Below are 20528 nucleotides of genomic sequence, written 5' to 3' on the forward strand. Positions count from 1 at the left end.
GCTGCCCGCGCACGTCCCGATGAACCCGCGTTCGGACGTGCTCCCTCGCAGTGCATCGCCCTGCCGTCGTGGCCGCACGCCTCCTCGGCTCCGCTCTGCCTGCACGCGTTCCCGCTCGTCAAGAACAGTCCCTGCTCGACAAGAACAGCCCCTGCTCGTCCAGCCCAACTGAGGACCCGAACTCATGTACCCACTGGAAATGCTTCCCGCGACCCTGGCGCACGCCGTACCCGCGGCGGTCGGCGCGCTGCAGCTCGCCGCCGCCCACGCGGCTCCGACCCACAACGCGCTCCAGACGATCTTCAACGAGGTCACCTCGCTCGGTCATCAGGCGCTCCGCTACCTGACGATCGGCCTCGCCGGCATCATCGTTTGGTCGCTGTGGCTCTACCGCGTGATCCTCTCGGCGATCGCCAAGCCCGTCGTCAACGACTTCCGCACGACCACATCGGTCGTCGTGCCCTCCTACCACGAGGATCCCGACATCCTGCTCCGCTGCCTCGAGAGCTGGCGGTCGCAGCATCCGGACGAGATCATCATCGTGCTCGACGTCGCGGACGTCGACGCCTACCAGCGCATCGTCGCGATCGGCGATCCGACCGTCAAGCCGGTGCTGTTCCACCACGTCGGCAAGCGGAGCGCCCTCGGACAGGGCATCCGCATGGCGCGCTACGACACCGTCGTGCTCGTCGACTCGGACACGTCGTGGGAGCCCGGCCTCCTCGAGGCGGTGCAGATGCCCTTCATCGACCCGGCGGTCGGCGGCGTCGGGACGCAGCAGAACGTCTATCAGCGCAACTCGAGCCTCTGGCGGATGATCGCCGACTGGCTGGTGAACCTCCGCTACTACAACTACGTCCCGGCCATGGGGCGTGCCGGTGCGGTGCCCTGCCTCTCCGGTCGGACCGCCGCGTACCGGCGTACCGCGATCCTGCCGGTGCTCGACAACCTCGAGAACGAGTTCTTCATGGGGCGCCGGTGCATCGCCGGCGATGACGGGAGGCTCACCTGGCTGGTCCTTGCCTCCGGCTTCAAGACCGTGCACCAGTCGAACGCGAAAGCGCTCTCGATGTTCCCCGCGAGCATGCGAGCGTTCTTCAAGCAGCGCCTCCGCTGGAGCCGCAACTCCTATCGGACCTATCTGACGGCGATCGCGAAGGGCTGGGTGTGGCGGGTGCCGTTCGTCACCAAGATCACCGTGCTCCAGATCATCCTCACGCCGCTCACCATGGGCATCACGATCTGGTACCTCGTGTTCAGCCGGCTCGAGATCAGCGTCGTCGGCGCCTGGTTCGTCCTCGCCTGGCTGCTCGTCGGTCGTATGATCCGCGGGCTCAGCGACCTGAAGCGCCACCCGCTCGACTTCTTCATCCTGCCGATCCTGGCCCTCGTCGTGATCGTGATCGCGCTGCCGATCAAGGTGTACGCGTTCCTCACGATGAACAAGCAGGGTTGGCTCACCCGGCACGCCGACCGCATCGGCGGTGACGGCCAGACCGCCAGCACCCTCCTTCCACCCGCGCCGCCGGCTCCCGTCCGCGAAGCGCCCATCCTCACCAACGACGAGGCGGTGACAGCATGACCACCACGACCCGAGCCTCCGGAGGAGGCGCCCGCCGCGCGACCCGTGTCCTCGCTGCGACGATCGCGATCGCCACGGCTGCAGCGCTCGCCGTGCTCATCCCGGCCAGCGCCCAGGCAGCGACCGCACCCACACCCGTCACCGGCACGAACGCGGCCGGCCAGCAGGTGATCACCGGGCGCCCCTACCCCGGCAGCCCGAACAAGGAGGCCAAGCTCGTCGACGCCGAGATGCAGCGCATGTACTCGATCCGCGCGATCAGCTCTGCGGCCAGGTGGAGCGGCGCGAACACGGCGGTGCCGTTCCGGTTGAAGATCGGCAACTCGTTCACGCTTGTGCTCGTCGCCCGCCAGGCGCCGTACACCGTGCAGGATCTGCTCTCGCTCGCGCCGTCGTCGTTCGTGCAGATGCCGGACCACTCCTATCTGCTGAGCGAGGACGTCTTCGTCGCGGCGGGCGCGACGCTGCAGCTGTCCAATCCGGACGGCATGCACATCCATCTGCAGAGCAACCCGTCGGGGTTCACGAGCATCGTGACTGAGCAGGGGAACCTGCAGGTCGTCGGGTCGGCGAAAGCGCCCGTCGTCCTCGACGCGTGGGATCCGCAGACCGGCAAGGTCGACACGGACACGAGTGACGGTCGCTCCTACGTCAGCGTCAACGGCGGCCTTGCCACGTTCAAGTACGCATCCTTCCGGAACCTCGGGTTCTGGAGCGGCGTGACCGGCGGCGTGACCCTGTCGCGCACGAAGATGTCCGCCGCGGACATGCTCGTCGCCCGCGGCAACAGTGCCGGCGCCGGCAAGACGCCGCTGCAGAACTTCGGCGCGACCCTCCTGCCGGCCGGGGTGCCGAACACTCCAGCGAACTCGTCGGTCGATCCGTCGAGCACCGGCGGCTACAGCTACGTGTCCGCACTCATCCAGCACTCGTCGTTCGTCGGGAACGCCTACGGGCTCTTCCTCACCGGAGCCGACGGCGTCACGATCTCGAACAGCTCGATCCGCGACTCGCTGATCGACGGGCTGGTCCTGCACCGCTACGTGACGAACAGCACGATCAGCAGCGTCACGTCCACCGGCAACGCCATCGACGGGGTCGACATGACCCGCGCCTCCACCGGCATCGTGTTCAACGAGGTCACCGCGAACGAGAACGGCCGGAACGGGATCACGATCAATGGCACGCCCCTCGCCAGCGGCCCGAACGCCACCGGAACCCCGGTCAACACCTACGGCAACAACACCGTCACCGACAGCACGGCCAACGACAACGCGCGCTACGGCATCGAGGTGATGGGTGGCCAGAACGTGCGCATCACCGGCAACGAGGTGCGCGGCGACCTGTCCGGCATCGTCGTGACCAACGCGGCGACGAACGTGACGATCCGCAACAACACCATCGACACGATGCAGAAGAACGGCATCTCGATGATCACGAACTCCACCGGGATCACCGTGGCGGACAACGTGATCACGAAGGCCCGGATCGGCGTGTACGGCCGCAATGCCTCCGCGACGATCGCGCGCAACAAGCTGAGCGGGATCTCGCTGCACGGCGTCGTCCTGCTCGGGACCGCGCAGGGCGCGCTCGTCGAGAACAACACGATCGCCGGACGAGGCCCGAGCGCGGTCGACATCGGCCGCGCACAGGGCGCCAAGCAGACCTTCAACACGGTCGACCAGTGGGTCTCCACGAAGCCGCTGCTCGTCACGATCCGGTCGATTTTCCAGCCGCTGACCGTGATGTGGCTGATCCTGCTGCTCGTTGTCCTCATCGCAGCCATCGGTGGGATCCGTCGCCGTCGCCGCGGTGCCGTCCGTGCCCACCCGTACGCGGCGCTCGCCCCGCTCTCCTCCTACACGAAGGGTGTGGTCGACCCCGAGACGCTCGGACTCCCCCCGGCGCCCTACCGGCTCGCGGAACGAGCGGCCGCGCAGGAGCCCGCGCCGACCGAGTCCGCGGTGGTACCAGCCGCCATGTCCGACGCTGCGGCGAACGGCTCGGAGCGCGACACCGAACGGGAGGCTGCCCAACCGTCGCCGGTAGGCCTCCGATTCGATGACGGGCCGGCCGGCGCGATCCCCGCGATGGGAGTGTGATCCGCATGGCTCACGCGATCAGCACCGTCCGCACGCCCCTCATCGCCGCGATCGCCGGGCTCGTGATCGGTGGACTCGTCGTCAGCTCCGTCTGGCTCGCCGTCGCCCTGCGCGGCCCGGGCGGCGGACACCACCCGGTCGCTGCACCGGTCGACCGACCGACAGCGACCGCGACGCCGAGTCCGAGCACGGCGGGCGGGGCGGCGCTCGCCGGCCCCACTCCGGCCGCATGCGCACACCCCACCGCCACGGTGACCACCGCGAAGGCGCTTGAGAAAGCCCTGGCTGCTGTGCACGCGGGCAGCGTGATCGCGATCGCTTCCGGAACATACAGCGGCAAGTTCGTCGGCTCGGGCAGTGGCACCGCTCAGAACCCCATTGCACTCTGCGGGGCGAGCGGCGTCGTCCTCGACGGCGGCGGCGTGCACTCCGGCTACGCCCTCCACATTCAGGACGGCTCGAACTGGGTCGTCTACGGCGTCCACGTGCAGAACGCGCAGAAGGGCATCGTCTTCGACACGGTCAGCCACTCCCTGATCGACAGCGTGACGGTCACCGACATCGGCGACGAGGGGATCCACCTCCGCAAAGGATCGACCTACGACACGATCAGCCACAGCTCGGTGAGCGGAACCGGCACCTACAAGCCGCAGTTCGGTGAGGGCATCTACGTCGGATCGTCGAAGAACAACTGGTGCTCCTTGACCAACTGTCAACCAGACCGGAGCGATCACAACCTGATCACCGGGAACACGATCTTCGACACCGGCGCCGAGAACATCGACATCAAGGAGGGCACCACCGCCGGAACGATCTCCGACAACTCCTTGAACGGCACCGGGATGCAGGGCAAGAACAGCGCGACCTCGTGGGTGAACGTCAAGGGGAACAACTGGACGATCACCGGAAACCACGGCGTGCACTCCATCAAGGACGGGTTCTCCACACACCAACTCCTGAACGGATGGGGCACCGACAACACGTTCTCGGACAACACCGTGCAACTCGACAACAGCACGGGCGTCGCGTTCGCGCTCAGGCCGGTCCTCGGCAACGTCGTCGACTGCAACAACACCGTGATCGGCTCGAACGAGCTGAGTACGACCAAGTGCACCGGCTGAGGCGTAGCGCTCCAGCCCGCACCCGCACCCCTTCACCCGTGCTGCTCCACTCCGAACCGCACCACTCGCACCGCTTCACCCCGCACCGCTTCACGCACTCCGCACCCGCACCGCTTCCAGACCGGTGACCGCCGCGAGCGAACCCGAACCGAACGCGACCGTCACCATTCCATACCGCTGACCCGAAAGCGAGACCACCATGTCCGACCAGATCCGCCCCGCGGCGGCGACCCTGCCGCCCATCGCCGAACACCCCCGCCTCACCGTCATCGGAACCGGCTATCTCGGCGCCACCCACGCCGTGTCGATGGCCGTCCTCGGGTACGAGGTCCTCGGCGTCGACGTCGATCCCGCCAAAATCGACGCGCTGCTCGCCGGCCGTGTTCCGTTTCATGAGCCGGGCCTCCCGGAAAAACTCGCGGAGGCGCTCGCGAGCGGCCGGCTCCACTTCACGACGAGCTTCGACGAGGCCGCGCGCTTCGGCGACGTCCATTTCATCTGCGTCGGAACACCCCAACAGCGGAACTCGAACGCGGCCGATCTGCGATTCGTCGACTCGGCCGTCACCGAACTCGCCCGTCGGATCGACCGCAAGGCACTGATCGTCGGCAAGTCGACGGTGCCGATCGGAACCGCGCAGCGGCTCACGACCCTCGTGCACGAGGTGTCCCCGGCAGGCGCGGACATCGAGCTGGCGTGGAACCCGGAGTTCCTGCGCGAAGGGTGGGCGGTTGAGGACACCCTGCACCCCGACCGGCTCGTCTTCGGCGTCGCCTCGGCATGGGCGGAGGCGCAGCTGCGCGCGGCGTTCCGGCCCATCCTCGACGACGGCACACCGCTTGTCGTCGTCGACCTGGCGACGGCGGAACTCGTCAAGGTCGCGGCGAACTCGTTCCTCGCGACGAAGATCTCGTTCATCAACGCGATGGCCGAGGTGTGCGAGGCGACCGGCGCGGACGTCAACCTGCTCGCGTCCGCGCTCGCATACGACTCGCGAATCGGGGGTCGGTTCCTGAAGCCCGGGCTCGGGTTCGGCGGCGGCTGCTTGCCGAAGGACATCCGCGCGTTCACCGCACGAGCGGAGGAGCTCGGTGTGGGGAACGCCGTGCAGTTCCTCCGCGAGGTCGACGGGATCAACCTGCGCCGACGCACCCGCACCGTGGATCTGGTGCGGGAGCTCGCCGGCGGAACGCTCGAGGGGAAGCGGATCGCCGCGCTCGGGGCGACGTTCAAGCCGAATTCAGACGACATCCGTGATGCACCTGCGCTCGACGTGGCGCACATGCTGCACGGAGAGGGGGCGATCGTGTCCGTCTACGATCCCGCGGGAATGGAGAATGCGCGGCGGGTGCGGCCTGACCTGCACTACGCGCCCTCCATCGCTGCGGCCGTGATGGACGCCGATGTCGTGGTGCTGCTCACCGAATGGCAGCAGTTCCGCGACGCAAACCCGCGCGATCTGGGAACGCTCGTCCGCGAGCGCAAGGTCGTCGACGGGCGTCACGCTCTCGACGCGGATCGCTACCGCGCCGCAGGCTGGGAGTACCGCGCACTGGGTCGCCCGACGCATTCGCGAACGGTCGAACTGTCCGTGGACGCGCGGGACGCTGCGCTGCAATCAGCCTGAACGACGTGACGTGCGGGGCTCCGATGATGGGTACGTCGGAGTCCCGCTCTCGTCGGTCGAGTGGTGGACTCGATCGCGTCCCCATTGTGCTCCTCAGGCCCTGACGGGACTCGCCGTGTACCGTCCGCAGCATGAGCGAGGCCGCCGTTCCCCACGACACCACTCCTGGCCGCGTCGGGCCGATCACCGATGCCACGGTCGCCGGATGGATGGCGCGGCAGCGCTGGTACGCCGCCAAGGGACTCGATCCGCAGCTGCGTCTCATCGCCCGCGTTGACGTGCCGCTCGGTGACGTGCTCATCAGCACCCGCTTCGTCATCGACGACGCGCCGTCCGAGCCCGTCCTCTACCAGGTGCCGCTCACGCAGCGGACCGCACCGATCCCCGGGCTCGAACATGCGCTCGTCGCCTCGGATGGGCGCCGCTGGCTGTATGACGGCCCGCACGACACCGCGTACGCGCGGTGGCTTCTCGACGCCATGAGCGAGGCAGCCGTCATCGATGGCTCCGACGCGGTGATCGCGGGTCGGAACCTCGTCGCCCCAGGCGAGTTGACCGATGCTCGCGTCCTGCGCGGCGAGCAGTCGAACACGTCCATCATCTGCGATGTGCAAGACGGCCCGGTTGACCAGGTCATCGTGAAGGTGTTCCGCGTGCTGCACCATGGCGACAACCCCGACGTCACCACCCAGGCGGCGCTCTCCACCGGAGGCTCGCGTCGCGTCCCTGCGTCGTTCGGCTCCCTGCGTGGCACGTGGCCGGACGTCGGGAGGCTCGAGGGCACCGCCCACGGACACCTCGCGTTCGCGCAGGAGTTCCTCCCCGGACTCGAGGACGCGTGGCGCGTCGCCCTCAGGGCGGCGAGCGAGGGGGTGTCGTTCGCGGACCGGGCGCGCGAGCTCGGACTCGCCGTCGCGGAGGTGCACCGCGTTCTGGCGGAGCAGCTGCCGACACGGCAGGCGAACGACGCGGTCATCGACGAGGTGGTCGCCTCGATGCGCACCCGTCTCGAGACGGCTGCGCGCGACGTTCCCGCAATCGCGCGGCATGCGGAAGCGATCCGTTCGATCCAGGAGCGGACACGTTCGCTCGTGTGGCCCGTGTTCCAGCGGATCCACGGTGACCTGCACCTGGGGCAGGCGCTCGACGCGCCCGGCCGCGGCTGGGTGCTGCTCGACTTCGAAGGAGAACCGCTTCGGCCGATGCCGGAACGCTCGCGGCCGGACGTCACGCTCCGCGATGTCGCGGGCATGCTCCGCTCGTTCGACTACGTCGCTGGTGCGCTGGCGCACGCCGACCCGCCGGTGCAGACGGGAAGCTGGGCGCACGATGCGCGTCACGCGTTCGTCGACGGCTACATCGAGGGCATCGGTGTCGATGTGCGCGCGCAGCGGGCGCTGCTCGACGCGTTCGAACTCGACAAGGCCGTCTACGAGGCGGTGTACGAATCGCGGAACCGGCCGGACTGGCTCGAGATCCCGGTCCGCGCGGTCGAGCGACTCGTCGCCCGCTCGGCGATGTAGGAACGCGCTCGGGGCAGCCTCCGCGATGAGGCGCGCCATCGGGCAGCCTCCGCGATGAGGCGCGCCGTCGGGCTAGCCCCGCGATGTGGGTACGCCCTCGGGTTAGCCCCGCGATGAGGTGCGCCGTCGGGCTCGCCCCGCGAGCGCAGAGCGCAGCAGCGCTCCCCGAACCGTCAGCGACGGCGCGTGAGGAGGGTGATCGACGCCCTCTACAGGGCGAGAAGCGGCGTGGTTCCGTGTACCGCGACGAGTGCCTCGGAGGCCGCGAGCACGAACGCCGACAGCGCCAGACTGCGAGAGACCATGCGCCAGCGACCGGTCGCGTGCGGGTAGATCAGGCCGATCACGGCGAGCACGGCCGCGCCACCGGCGACCGCTCCATACGGGTCGAATACGACCGCCGCGACCGCGAGCATCACCGCGCACCAGGAGAACACCGACAGTCGACGGGGAGGCGCGTCCCACGTCCGCCAATCACCGTTATTGCCGTTCGCCGACCAGTCATCGGCGGCTGCGATGGTGCCTGCGGCGCTCGCCCTTGCGCCGGTGGCCGAGACTCCGCGCCGGCCGGTGTCCGAAGCGGCGGATCCCGCGAACGTGACGGAGAAGGCGGGGGTGTGGTGGGCCTCCGTGACGGAGACGACGGTGTCGCGTGCCGGCGCCGCCTGCGTTGCCTCGCTCCAGGTGCGGCCGTCCCACCAGCGCAGACGGTCGGCGTTCTGCGGGTCGGGGAACCATCCCGCTTCCGGCAACGTCACGACGACTTCTCCCTGTGGGTGATGGTGCACATGGTGCTGAAGTGCACGATCGACCCTACGGGCGCTCGAGATGCTCTTCCAGCCCCAGGTCGAGTGTCAGCACTATGGGGGACCGGCGTGTCGGACGGTGGGGCGCGCGTGGGTGTGGTAATCGCGCTACTGAACCACGGCCTCCGGGTCGACGGAGCGAGCGGCGTCGATCTCGGCGAACACATCGCGAACGCCGGCCAGCAGGCGTGCGTTGAAGTCGACGCCGAGCTGGTTCGGCACCGTGACGAGGACGGTGTCCGCGGCGGCAGCCGCAGCATCCGCGCGGAGCTCCTCCACGAGGCGTTCGGGCTCGCCGATGTAGCTGCGCCCGAATCGTGCGAGCCCGCCGTCGAGGTAGCCGACCTGATCCTGCCCCTCCACCTGCGCGCGAACGCCGAAGTAGTGCCGCGACTCGTCATCGACGATCGGGATAATGCTGCGCGACACGGACACGCGGGGCGTCCGCTCCCAGCCCATCTCAGACCAGCGCTCGCGGAAGCGGCGGATCTGCTCCGCCTGCAGCTCGTCGAACGGAACGCCGGTGTCTTCGGTGAGCAGTGTCGACGACATCAGGTTCATGCCCTGCTCCGCCGTCCATTCGGCGGTCGCCCGTGTTCCGGCGCCCCACCAGATCCGGTCGGGCAGCGTCTCGCTCAGCGGGAAGATCGGGAGGCCGCCCTCCTGCCCGGTCATCTGCGGGTTCGCGTTCGCCATCGGTTCGCCGGCGATCGCCCGTCGGAAGATTGCGGTGTGCAGGCGCGCCATGTCGGCGTCGGTCTGATCGTCGGCCGGCACGTGCCCGAACGACTCGTAGCCGGCAAGTGCGGTCTCGGGCGACCCCCGGCTCACACCGAGCTGGAGGCGCCCACCGGCAATGAGGTCGGTCGCTGCCGCTTCCTCCGCCATATAGAGCGGATTCTCGTAGCGCATGTCGATGACGCCCGTGCCGATCTCGATCCGGCTCGTGCGAGCGGCGATGGCGGAGAGCAGTGGGAACGGCGCAGCCTGCTGCGGCGCGAAGTGGTGCACCCGGAAATAGGCGCCGCCGACGCCGATCTCTTCGGCGGCGACCGCGAGATCCACCGCCTGGAGGAGCGCGTCGCTCGCGGATCGGACGCGTGAACCCGGCACGTTCCGCCAGTGCCCGAAGGAGAGGAAGCCGATCGTCGTCATGATCATGCGAACGTATCGAAGCGGGCGGGCATTCCGTGCGGGCGGCGCGCAGATGGGACTTCGGGGCGCGGGGCGCGGTTTCTGCTGCGGCGCCGCTTCCGCTGCGGGCGCCGCTTCTGCTCCGGCGCGCGGCTCAGGTTCCGCCGGAGGTCAGGTTCTTGCTGTGCGGCGCGTGTTGTCGGCAGGAAGTTGTGGTGCCGGCGACTGTGCGCGGCGCGTCGCGCGGCCCAAGCTGCGCTGCCACGCGCCCCGCGCGCCGCGCACGGCGCACGGCGCGTCGCGGTGCGTACGCCCGGTCGCGGTCGCGGTCGCGGTCGCGCTGCGCGCGCGGCCCGCAGCCCCGCGTCGGCGCGCGGCTCAGGTTCCGCCGGGAGTCAGGTTCTTGCTGTGCGGCGCGTGTTGTCGGCAGGAAGTTGTGGTGCGGGCGACGGTGCGCGGCGCGTCGCGGGGTGTACGGCCCGTCGCGGCTGCGCTGCGCGCGCGGTTGCGCCCCGCCACGGCCCGGAGCCCCGGTGCGGCGCGCGGCTCAGGTCCCGCCGGGAGTCAGGTTCTTGCTGTGCGGGCGTGTTGTCGGCAGGAAGTTGTGGTGCGGGCGGCCGCGCACGGCGCGTCACTCGGCCCCACGCTGCCGCCGGAAACGCAGCGACGCGGCATACGGTTGCCCGATGACCAGCCAGGAGGCTCGCTCAGCGGACCCGTTCGACCCCCGTTCCGCTCTCGACGCGGAGCTCGCACGAACACGAACGCTGCTCGCGGAGGTCGAGCGCTCCATGCAGGACGTCAGCGATGCTCGCGATGGTGCGAACAGCGACGACGAGCACGATCCCGAGGGTGCGACGCTGGCGTGGGAGCGGGGAACGCTCGGTGCCATTCGCCGGGACGCGCTCGATCGGCTCGCACTCATCGCCGCGGCGCTGGAACGCCTCGACAAAGGAACCTATGGGCGGTGTGCGGTCGGCGGCGAGCCGATTCCCGAGGCGCGGCTCGAGGCCATCCCGTGGGCATCCTCCTGCGTCGCCCACGCGCGGTGACCACGCGTGCCCGACGCGGACCCGCCTCCAGTCCTGTCCAGCAACTCGGCTGGGCGGTGGAAGGTGCGGTGATTGGGCGTCGCGGCTCAGTCGACGACGTGGACGCTGCCGGTCGCGGTGCAGAGCACCGACGGTGCCGCGGCGGAACGCTCACGCTCCGCACGCTGGCGCTCGGCACGCTGCGAGCCCACGGACGGCTCCGCAGTCCCGCGCTCGCCACTCTCGCGGCGGGCGGCCGATTCCTCGACCGCCGCGGTGCGCGGGACCGACTGCAGGACGAGCGCGATCACCGCGGCGAGCACGACGAACGCGCCGTACCCGACGATGACGGGAACGAGACCGACGGACGGCTCCAGCATGCCGGCGACGACCGCGGGCAGACCGAAGGCGACGTAGCTCAGCGTGTACATGCTCGAGAGCAGGCCGGCTCGGTCGGTTGGTGACGCGGTCGCAACGAGGAGCCGCAGTGCCGCCTGGAACCCAGCTCCGAAGCCGACTCCGGCAACGGCGGTCCCGACGATGAATCCGGGGAGGATCGCGGTGACGGTGAATGCGACGGTGAGCACCGGGCCGGCGATGAGGGCGACGAGACCGATGAGGACGCCGACCCGCGCGTCGGAGCGCGCGATGACGAGACCGGTGGCGGCGCCGACCCCGGTGAAGAGCGCGATCAGTGCGCCAGCGGCGAAGTGGTCGGTGACGTGGAACACCGCGCCGAGCACGCTCGGGATGAGTGACAGGTAGAGGCCGCCGAGCGCCCAGCTTGCGACCAAGGCACCTGCGACATCGCGGAACAGCGTGCGGGATGCGCGTGGCACCGAGATCGTCGGCACGAGCGACCGGAGGGCGCCGGGACGGCGCTCGACCCGCTCCGGAATGGCGACGAGCGCGACGATCCCGAGCAGGAGGAGCGCCCCGTAGGCGATGTAGACGAGTTGCTCCGGCGCAGGCCCCCATTGCACGAGCGCGCCGCTCGACAGTGCACCCACCGCCAGGGCGATCGGAGGCACGGCGCCGTTCAGGACGCCGGCAAGCGCTGGTGCGCGCTCCAGCGAGTGGTCGAGCAGCGCCGCGCCGAGCGTGCCGATCACGACGCCGACGGCGAGACCCTGCACGATGCGCGCGATGATCAATGACGCGACACCGGTGGCGCCCGCGAACAGCACCATCGACACGAGGATCCCGGCGAGCCCGACAGCGAGCACCGGCTTCCGGCCGATGTAGTCGGACACCGATCCGGCGGTGAGCAGGCTGGCGAGGAGACCGCCGACGTAGATCGCGAACACGCCCGTCAAGAGGAGCGGCGTCAGGTGCCACTGCGCGGCGTATACGGGGTAGAGCGGCGAGGGGACGGCTGACGACGCCATCGAGATGAGGATCATGGCGGCGATGATCCAGAACGCTGCGACCGACCTGGCTGACTGTTGCATGATCATCCCTCCGCCTCCTGTACGACAATGTTCGTACTGGACTCCTTTGTACCGGACCTCGCTAGTTCGACGCAAGTCGTACTGATGAGCGAACAGTGATACCGTCCCGTGCATGCCCACAACGCCGCACGGGCTCGAACTGCTGCCGCAACCATCCGTCGACGAGCTCGAACTCCCCGTGATCTTCGATGCGCTCGCCGACCCGCTCAGACTTGCGATCCTCCATCGACTCCTCGTCGATGCTGCGGGAGCCGAGCAGTCCTGCACCTGGGTGGGGCTGAACCGACCGAAGTCCACCCAGACGCACCACTTCCGCGTCCTCCGCGAGGCCGGTCTCCTCGAGCAGCGCCTCGACGGGCTCGAGCGGCGCACCCGCGTGCGCGTCGAGGACATCGAGGCGAGGTTCCCCGGTCTCCTCGGGCTCGTCCTCGACTGGTCCGTCCCGACCGGCGTCCTGGTCGCCGAGCCGCCAGCGCCGGTGCAGGCGTGACCGCACCGCTTCCGCCGATCCGAAGCGGAGGCGCGTTCCTGGCTGCCCTTGCCGCCGACTTCGCTGCCGCGGAATTCACAGTGTCCGGGCTCGACGCCCTGTGGGGTGCTGTTGCCGCGGCCGCCCTTTTCCGCGGAGACCGGGTTCCTGCACGGCGCGCCCTCGATCAGGTGACGGGAAGCGGGACTCGCGCCGGGCGAGCGGCTGACGGGGCAGTGGACGAGCCTCCTGCCTGGCGAGCGGCCGATGGGGCGGAGGACGAGTCTCGCGCACGGCGTGCGACGCTGGCCCGGTGTTTCGTGCTCGGGCTGCCGGTCGAACGCGCAGCGCTCGCGCGTGCGATTCCGACCGCCGGTGTGGATGCCGCGATCGAGGCAGGTCTGCTTCGCACGCCCGACACGCAACTCGCCAATGACGATGACCGACTCGTGCCGCTCGTCGACCTGCGCCCCTACGACTTCGTCGACGACCTCGGTCCTGGCAGCTTCTGGATCCTCTCCGACCTCGGCGAACTCGCTGTCGGCGGGGCGCTCGGCGAGCAGCACGTGCTCGGCATCGGTGGCGCGTCCACCACGCTCGCGGGACTCATGCTGCCGACGCGGGTCCGCTCCGTGCTCGATCTCGGCACCGGTTGCGGAATCCAGGCGCTGCACGCTCGCCGCTTTGCGGAACGGGTGGTCGCAACGGACATCTCGGCGCGAGCGCTCGACATCGCGCGGTTCAACGCCGCCCTGAACGGTGTCGACGGGATCGAGTTCCGCTCCGGGTCGCTGTTCGAGCCGGTGGTTGGCGAGCGATTCGACCGTATCGTGTCGAATCCGCCGTTCGTGATCACGCCGCGACGCGCCGATGTGCCGGCGTACGAGTACCGCGACGGCGGCATGGTCGGCGACGCGCTCGTCGAGCGGGTGATCCGCGGCATTCCCGAGCACCTCGAGCCCGGTGGTACCGCCCAGCTCCTCGGCAATTGGGAGTACCGCGTCGGCGTCGACGGTCTCGCACGCGTCGAAGGCTGGGTCGTGGACTCGGATCTCGACGTCTGGGTGATCGAGCGTGAGCGCCAGGACCCGCCGACCTACGCCGAGACCTGGGTGCGCGACGGCGGCACGAGGCCGGGCACGCCCGAGTACGAACCCCTCGTCGACGCGTGGCTCGATGACTTCGCGACGCGATCCGTGACGGAGGTGGGGTTCGGGTACGTCGTGCTGCGGGCCTCCCACCCGGACGCGATCCCCGATCGCTCAGGAGGCGCGAGTCGCCTCCGCCGGTTCGAGCAGCGCCCCGACGCGCTCGGCTCCGTTCCCGTCGGCCTCGGCCCCGTGGTCGCACGTGTCCTCGACGCCGTCACTTGGCTGCGGAGCGTCGATGATGCGGCGCTCCTTCGCGCGCACCTCCGCGTCGCGGGGGATGTGACGGAGGAGCGGCATTACTGGCCCGGAAACGACGACCCGACCGTCATCACGCTCGTCCAGGGCGGCGGCTTCGGACGGCGCGTCGACGCCGGAACCGCGCTCGCCGCGTGCGTGGGCGCGTGCGACGGTGAGCTCTCCCTCGCCGCGATCATCGGGGCGATCGCGCAGCTCACCGCGGTCGACGAGGCCGCACTCGTGGCGGAACTCCTGCCACAAGTGCGGTCGCTCGTGACCGACGGGCTGTTGCTGTCCTGAATCGGGAGCGCTGCTCTCCTGAATCGGGACTGTTGCTCTCCTGAGGGCGGATCGCGATGAGCGGCCGTAGCGCCAGGAGTGATCAGCGACCGTAGCGCCAGGAGCGATCAGCGGCCGTCGCGCCAGGAGTACTGCGGGGCGTAGCCGAGGAGTTCCCGAGCCTTCTCGCTCGACAGCAGCGAGCTCACTCCATCGATCTCCGAGCGGCGCTCGATGTCGGGGATGTACCGTTCGACGAACTCGATGGTCGGCGCCTCCATCACCGTGTCGGGGCTCGCGATGATGAACGCCTCGAAGCCCGTGAGGTCGCTCTCGACGGCCTTCCGCACGGCCTGCGCGCCGTCCCGGGAGTCGATGTAGGACCACAGGTTGAACGACTTCTTCTCGGGGTCGCGGTCCCATGGGAACCCGTCGTAGTCGGCCACGTCCATGACGTTGGAGAACCGGAGGCCGATCATCTTCAGCGACGGATCCCACCGGGTGAAGTGGCGAGCCATCTCCTCTTCGACGGCTTTGCCGAGCGAGTACGACGACTGCGGGCGCACGGCGAACTCCTCGTCCACCGGGATGTATGGCGGATGGAACTCGCCCATGGGGATCCCGAGCAGGGTCTCGCTGGAGGCCCACACCACGTTCTTGATACCCGCCGCCCGCGCCGCATGGAACACGTTGATCGACGACGTCACGTTGTTCGTGATGAGCGCGACATCCGGCACCTGTCCGGGAGCGGGGACCGCCGCGAGATGCACCACGGCATCGACGTGGTCGTACCGGTCGTCGACGCCGATCAGGCAGTTGAGCACCTGGCCGTAGTCGGTCAGATCGGTGCGAATGAACACGGCTTCTGCGGGTGCGTCGGGCGAGGGCACACGGTCCAGGTTGACGACGTCGTACCCGTGTTCGACGAACTCCCGAACCACTGCGCGGCCCAACTTGCCGCTGCCCCCGGTCACTACGACTCGCGTCATTTGCATCCTCCTCGACGAACTGACGTGCGCGCTCACTCGAGGCGCACGGTTCCTATCCTGCCGCCGTCCGCGGCTCGATGCTCGGTTCTCGGACACTCGGCGAACAGCGCCCGTCATCGGATAGCGGCACGGGCGGTGCGTGGCTAGGCTCGGATCGCGCTGATCCGGCTGGTTACCGTGCGGCGCACGCATCGAACAAACGATTCCCGAAGCGCGCCACGGTCTCCTGATCCGGCCGGAGGTGCCTCGTAATCGGGTGCGTCCGGTGCGCCCCGTCGGCCTGTCCCGCTGGGGCGCACCCCCTTTCAACGGCCCGGGTGTGGCTGCGGCCGGCAACAGCTTCACTGGCCCGAGTCTGACCGCGGCCTGCACACCGAGCGATCTGTTCGTTGCCGGGGCGTTCCGAGGCATTCCGCCCGACGCGGGCAGCCGCCTGCGCACAGCGGACCGCCCTACGTCCGCATCTGCGCGCGGGGTGAGAGCATGATCTCGTCATCGGGTCGGAATCAGGGATCCGATGGCGTCGCTGGCGGGGGTCGGAGCGTGTCGGGCGCTTCGGCTCCCGCTCTGCGACTTCGCCTTCAACGCGATCGTTGGTGACCGTTGAGCGCCCCCGCGAGCACCCCCGTCAGTGCGCGGGCACCCACCCGAGTTGCGGCGCGATCTGCTCGGCGACGACGGTGAGGATTCTGCGGTGCGACGCCGCGTCGCCGTTCGCCGGCAGGGTGATGACGAGCGCGTCCGCGGCGGACACCGCCGGATCGGCGGCGAGTGCTTCGGCGATGGCGTCCGGTGCGCCGGAGAGGACCTTCTGGAAGCGGAACGGCGGCGTTCCGGACAGTGGACGACCCTCGTCGTCCATCCCGGCCGCGTAGGACGTCAGGAACTCCTCATGCGTCGCCCGATCGCGATCGTTGAGCAGGGGAACGACGATGCGACCGACCGCGACAACCGGACCCTGATGCTCGCCGGGCGCGGCGGTGGCGGTGCCGGGCCTCCAATGCTCGCGGTACGCCGCGATCTGCGCCGCCTGCGCGTCCGCGAACGGGGCGCCCGTGTCCTCCGTGTTCAGTGTCGACAGATGCAGCCGGAGTCCGCGCTCAGCGGTTCGCACGGCCGTCCCCATGCTGCCGCCGCCCCACCAGACCCGACCGAGAAGGCCCGGGCTCGCAGGTTGCAGTGTCAGGGCCGCGTCAGCCGGAATGCTCTCGTACCCGGAGCCGCTCGACCCGAGCTGTTCGCCGCGGAGCGCCCGCAGGAGCGATTCCGTGCGCACATCTGCTTCGTCGCGGAACGATCGCTCCACCGCGCCGAAGATCGGGTCGAGGATCGGGCCGTATCCCGGGATCCCCGAGGAGATGCCGAGCTCGACACGGCCGCCGCTCAGCAGGTCCACGGTGCTCGCATCCTCCGCGAGCCGGACCGGGTCCTCGTATCGCATACCGAGCACGGCGGTGCCGAAGTGAATTCGCTCGGTGCGCTGCGCGGCCGCCGCGAAGAACGTCATGGGGCTGGTCAGGAACGGCTCGAAATGGCGGCCCCGCACCCATCCCGTCCCGTATCCGAGATCCTCCGCGTGAGCGAACAGTCGCAACCCGTCCTCGAGGGCATCGGCAGCACCGGCCGGCCCGCCATGGTTGGGAACGAACGACAGGAACCCGAGCTCGCGCACGACGCAAGCCTACGCGCGGAGGTGAGTCGGGCCTCCCGATCGATGCGCCTGCCGCTCGCACCGGGCGGCACCTGTGCGGGAGGCTCGACACGGTCCGGGAGAATGGGGTCACCATGTCGGATTCCAGCGCGACCGCGTCCCTCCTGCCCGCGCTTCCGGAGGGCGACGGCGCCGCCGACCCTGATGCCGTGTATGGGGCGTTCGCCGACTGGGCCGCCTCGACGGGTCGCCCGCTGTATCCGGCGCAGGACGAAGCCGTCATCGAGTTCGTCTCCGGTGCGAATGTGATCCTCTCGACGCCGACGGGCACCGGCAAGTCGCTGGTCGCTGCGGCGGCGCACTTCGCGGGACTCGCCGAGGGGCGGCGCAGTTACTACACCGCACCGATCAAGGCCCTGGTGTCGGAGAAGTTCTTTCAGCTGGTGGACCTCTTCGGACCGGAGAACGTCGGCATGGTCACCGGTGACTCCAGCGTCAACGGGGACGCCCCGATCGTGTGCTGCACGGCGGAGATCCTCGCGAACCTCGCGCTCCGGGAGGGTGCGGACGCGGACGTCGACATCGTCATCATGGATGAGTTCCACTTCTACGGCGAGCCGGACCGCGGCTGGGCGTGGCAGGTGCCGCTCATCGTGCTCGAGCGGGCGCAGTTCCTGCTCATGTCCGCGACGCTCGGCGACGTCACGACGATCGCCGACGACCTGTCGCGTCGAACGGGCCGGGCGACCGCGCTCGTGACCGGTGTGTCCCGTCCGGTCCCGCTGTCCTACGAATACGTCGAGACGCCGGTGCAGGAGACCGTCGAACGGCTGCTGGAAGAGGGCAAGGCGCCCGTGTACATCGTGCATTTCGCACAGGCCGCAGCGCTCGAACGCGCGCAGTCGCTGACATCGGTGCGGGTCGCTTCCCGCGAGCGCCGGGACGAGATCGCGGGAGCCATCGGCGGCTTCCGCTTCAGCGCGGGGTTCGGACAGACCCTGTCGCGGCTGCTTCGCGCCGGTATCGGGGTGCACCACGCGGGCATGCTGCCGAAGTACCGTCGGCTCGTCGAACAGCTGGCGCAGCGCGGCCTGCTCCCCGTCATCTGCGGCACCGACACGCTCGGCGTCGGCATCAACGTTCCGATTCGGAGCGTGCTCCTCACGGGGCTCACGAAGTTCGACGGCACCCGCATGCGCCAGCTGAGCGCCCGCGAGTTTCACCAGATTGCGGGCCGCGCCGGCCGGGCCGGGTTCGACACCGAGGGCGACGTGCTCGCCGAAGCGCCCGAGCATGAGATCGAGAATGCGCGCGCGCTCGCGAAGGCCGGCGACGACGCGAAGAAGCGATCGAAGGTGAAGCGCAAGAAGGCGCCCGACGGCTTCGTGTCCTGGGGGCTTGGCTCGTTCGAGCGGCTGCAGGGCGCGGAGCCGGAGCCGCTGACGTCCCGCATGCGGATCACGCACGCGATGGTCCTCTCGGTGGTCGCCCGCGGCGGCGATGCGTTCAGCGCGGTGCGGTCGCTCGTGTTCGACAACCACGAACCGTGGTCGCGGCAGCTCACATTGGCGAAGCGCGCACTCGAGATCACTCGCACGCTCCTCACCGCAGGTGTGATCGAACGCATCCCCGGAGCGAACGGCGAGCCAGCCCGCTTGCGTGTCACCGTCGACCTGCAGCCGAACTTTGCGCTGAATCAACCGCTGTCGCCGTTCGCGCTCGCCGCGTTCGAGTTGCTCGATCCGGAGTCGCCGACGTTCGCGCTCGACATGGTGTCGATCGTCGAGTCGACGTTGGACGATCCGCGCGCGATCCTCGGCGCACAGCAGTTCAAGGAGCGCGGCGAAGCGGTCGCGCGCATGAAGCAGGAGGGGATCGAGTACGACGAGCGCATGGAGCTGCTCGAGGAGGTGACGCATCCGCGGCCCCTCGCCGAGCTGCTCGAGGCGGCGTACGAGGCGTACGCGGCGGAGCAGCCGTGGGTGCTCGATTTCGCACTGTCGCCGAAGGCGGTGGTGCGTGACATGTTCGAGCGGGCGCAGACCTTCGGCGACTTCGTCCGGTTCTATGGGCTGACTCGCTCGGAGGGGCTGGTCCTCCGATACCTGTCGGATGCGTATCGGGCGATGCGGCAGACGATTCCGTCGGAGATGCGCACGCCCGAACTCGACGACATCATCGAGTGGCTCGGCGAGCTGGTTCGGCAGGTCGACTCGTCCTTGGTTGACGAATGGGAGGCCCTGGTCAGCCCGCATCTCGTGCTCGATGCCCACGCGTCGGACGACGCCGAGGTCGCGGCACCTGCTCCGGCTCGCCTGACCGGGAACGTGCGTGCGTTCCGCGTGCTGGTTCGCAATGCGCTGTTTCGTCGGGTGCAGCTCGCGGCCCTGGACGATGTGGGGGCGCTCGGCGAGTTGGACGCGCAGCACGGCTTTGATCACCGGGCGTGGGACGCGATGCTCGAGGAGTACTACGCGGAGCATGATGCGATCGCGACCGATGCCGATGCACGGTCGATGCGGTTCGTGGTGCTCGACGAGCGGCCTGCGGCGGCGGATCGCGTGTGGCGGGTGCGGCAGATCTTCTCGGACCCGGAGGGGGATCACGACTTCGGGTTCAGCGCGGTGGTCGATCTCGATGCGTCCGACGAACTCGGGGAGGCTGTGGTCCGGGTGACCGAGATCGGCCGGTTCGACGGATGGACGGACGTCGAGGTCGACTAGAACAGGGTGGCCGGCGACACTGGCTCCGGGAGCGGCGACGGCTCGGTCACCGTGACACCGGGCCAGCCCGGGCCGTGCGGCACCGGCGTGCGTTGCTGGTAGGCGGTTGCCGCCGCGCGGGCGCGTGCGTCGGCGGCCTCGTTCATCTCGTGGCCGACGTGCCCACGGACCCATTCGAACGTCACGGTTCGCCCCTGCAGTTCGGCGTCGAGCTCCTTGATGATCTCGACGTTGAGGACGGGCTTCCCGTCCGCTTTCCGCCAGCCTTTCCGTTTCCAACCGGCGAGCCACGTGGTGCACGCATTGATCGCGTACTGGCTGTCGCACAGGATGTGGAGCGGCTCGCCGGTGTCTTTCGTCGCTCGGAGCAGCTGAAGAACTGCGGTCAGCTCGCCCTGGTTGTTCGTGGCACTCGGCCAGCCTCCAGCCGCCCAACGATCATCGTCGACGTACCAGGCCCAGCCGGCCGGCCCTGGGTTTCCAAGCGCGGATCCGTCAGCGGCGGCGGTGATCGTCACGGGGAACTCCTCGATGCGGTGGGCGGTGCGGGGTCAACGGTAGCTGACGGGGGAGGCCGAGCCGGGCCCCCCAAGCGTGTTCGGGGACGCAGCCGATCACCGCGCGGATGTGGGGGAGCACACATCGGGGGCGG

General features: G+C 69.4%; 15 protein-coding genes. 9 read left to right on the plus strand and 6 right to left on the minus strand.

Translation table 11 applies throughout. From position 1 onward, the window contains the following. The first annotated feature begins 199 nt into the window (after positions 1–199). The 5 genes from CAM01S_RS00130 (at position 200) to CAM01S_RS00150 (ending at position 7955) form a co-directional block, all read left to right on the plus strand. Positions 200–1582, plus strand: a complete 1383-nt coding sequence (locus tag CAM01S_RS00130) for a glycosyltransferase (RefSeq protein WP_083527577.1) — start codon at positions 200–202, stop codon at positions 1580–1582. Then, the gene (locus CAM01S_RS00135) at positions 1579–3684 is read left to right on the plus strand and encodes a right-handed parallel beta-helix repeat-containing protein (protein WP_066514322.1); all 2106 of its coding nucleotides are present in this window, start codon (positions 1579–1581) and stop codon (positions 3682–3684) included. The genes CAM01S_RS00130 and CAM01S_RS00135 overlap by 4 nt, the downstream gene beginning before the upstream one ends. 5 nt (positions 3685–3689) lie before the next feature. Next, complete coding sequence (locus tag CAM01S_RS00140; protein ID WP_157071319.1) at positions 3690–4805, plus strand: right-handed parallel beta-helix repeat-containing protein; 1116 nt, start codon at positions 3690–3692, stop codon at positions 4803–4805. Positions 4806–5004: 199 nt separating this feature from the next. Next, positions 5005–6432: a UDP-glucose dehydrogenase family protein gene (locus CAM01S_RS00145; RefSeq protein WP_066514332.1), complete on the plus strand. Its 1428-nt coding sequence runs from the start codon at positions 5005–5007 to the stop codon at positions 6430–6432. 131 nt (positions 6433–6563) lie between these two features. Beyond that, positions 6564–7955, plus strand: a complete 1392-nt coding sequence (locus tag CAM01S_RS00150) for a maltokinase N-terminal cap-like domain-containing protein (protein WP_066514334.1) — start codon at positions 6564–6566, stop codon at positions 7953–7955. A gap of 209 nt (positions 7956–8164) precedes the next feature. Here the strand turns inward: CAM01S_RS00150 and CAM01S_RS00155 are convergent, their stop codons facing one another. Both CAM01S_RS00155 and CAM01S_RS00160 read right to left on the minus strand, forming a co-directional pair. Next, positions 8165–8713, minus strand: a complete 549-nt coding sequence (locus tag CAM01S_RS00155) for a DUF2510 domain-containing protein (protein WP_157071320.1) — start codon at positions 8711–8713, stop codon at positions 8165–8167. A 156-nt stretch (positions 8714–8869) separates the two neighbouring features. Further along, positions 8870–9922 (minus strand): LLM class flavin-dependent oxidoreductase, encoded by a 1053-nt coding sequence (locus CAM01S_RS00160; RefSeq protein ID WP_066514339.1) that lies wholly within the window; start codon positions 9920–9922, stop codon positions 8870–8872. A 659-nt stretch (positions 9923–10581) separates the two neighbouring features. Between CAM01S_RS00160 and CAM01S_RS00165 the strand changes: the two genes are divergently transcribed. Further along, positions 10582–10947, plus strand: a complete 366-nt coding sequence (locus CAM01S_RS00165; RefSeq protein ID WP_066514342.1) for a TraR/DksA family transcriptional regulator — start codon at positions 10582–10584, stop codon at positions 10945–10947. Positions 10948–11033: 86 nt separating this feature from the next. On the opposite strand, the gene CAM01S_RS00170 is transcribed toward CAM01S_RS00165, so the two are convergent. Further along, on the minus strand, positions 11034–12383 hold the full coding sequence (locus CAM01S_RS00170; protein WP_245631484.1) for an MFS transporter: 1350 nt from the start codon (positions 12381–12383) through the stop codon (positions 11034–11036). A gap of 106 nt (positions 12384–12489) precedes the next feature. Here CAM01S_RS00170 and CAM01S_RS00175 point away from each other — a divergent pair, with 106 nt between their 5' ends. Then, on the plus strand, positions 12490–12867 hold the full coding sequence (locus CAM01S_RS00175) for an ArsR/SmtB family transcription factor (RefSeq protein WP_066514347.1): 378 nt from the start codon (positions 12490–12492) through the stop codon (positions 12865–12867). After that, positions 12864–14534, plus strand: coding sequence for a DUF7059 domain-containing protein (locus tag CAM01S_RS00180; RefSeq protein WP_083527579.1), 1671 nt, complete (start codon positions 12864–12866; stop codon positions 14532–14534). The genes CAM01S_RS00175 and CAM01S_RS00180 overlap by 4 nt, the downstream gene beginning before the upstream one ends. A 107-nt stretch (positions 14535–14641) precedes the next feature. Here the strand turns inward: CAM01S_RS00180 and CAM01S_RS00185 are convergent, their stop codons facing one another. Both CAM01S_RS00185 and CAM01S_RS00190 read right to left on the minus strand, forming a co-directional pair. Further along, complete coding sequence (locus tag CAM01S_RS00185) at positions 14642–15502, minus strand: NAD-dependent epimerase/dehydratase family protein (protein ID WP_066514349.1); 861 nt, start codon at positions 15500–15502, stop codon at positions 14642–14644. Positions 15503–16130: 628 nt separating this feature from the next. Beyond that, positions 16131–17174 carry an LLM class flavin-dependent oxidoreductase gene (locus CAM01S_RS00190; protein WP_066514355.1) on the minus strand — a complete coding sequence of 348 codons (1044 nt, stop codon included), beginning with the start codon at positions 17172–17174 and terminating at the stop codon, positions 16131–16133. Positions 17175–17287: 113 nt separating this feature from the next. Here CAM01S_RS00190 and CAM01S_RS00195 point away from each other — a divergent pair, with 113 nt between their 5' ends. After that, positions 17288–19876, plus strand: a complete 2589-nt coding sequence (locus CAM01S_RS00195) for a DEAD/DEAH box helicase (protein ID WP_066514359.1) — start codon at positions 17288–17290, stop codon at positions 19874–19876. Here CAM01S_RS00195 and CAM01S_RS00200 read toward each other — a convergent pair. Beyond that, on the minus strand, positions 19873–20394 hold the full coding sequence (locus CAM01S_RS00200; protein ID WP_066514361.1) for a ribonuclease H family protein: 522 nt from the start codon (positions 20392–20394) through the stop codon (positions 19873–19875). The two genes, CAM01S_RS00195 and CAM01S_RS00200, sit on opposite strands and share 4 nt — an antisense overlap. Positions 20395–20528: the final 134 nt, after the last annotated feature.

Origin of the sequence: Curtobacterium ammoniigenes NBRC 101786 (assembly GCF_001571045.1) — a bacterium.
Lineage (GTDB): Bacteria > Actinomycetota > Actinomycetes > Actinomycetales > Microbacteriaceae > Curtobacterium > Curtobacterium ammoniigenes.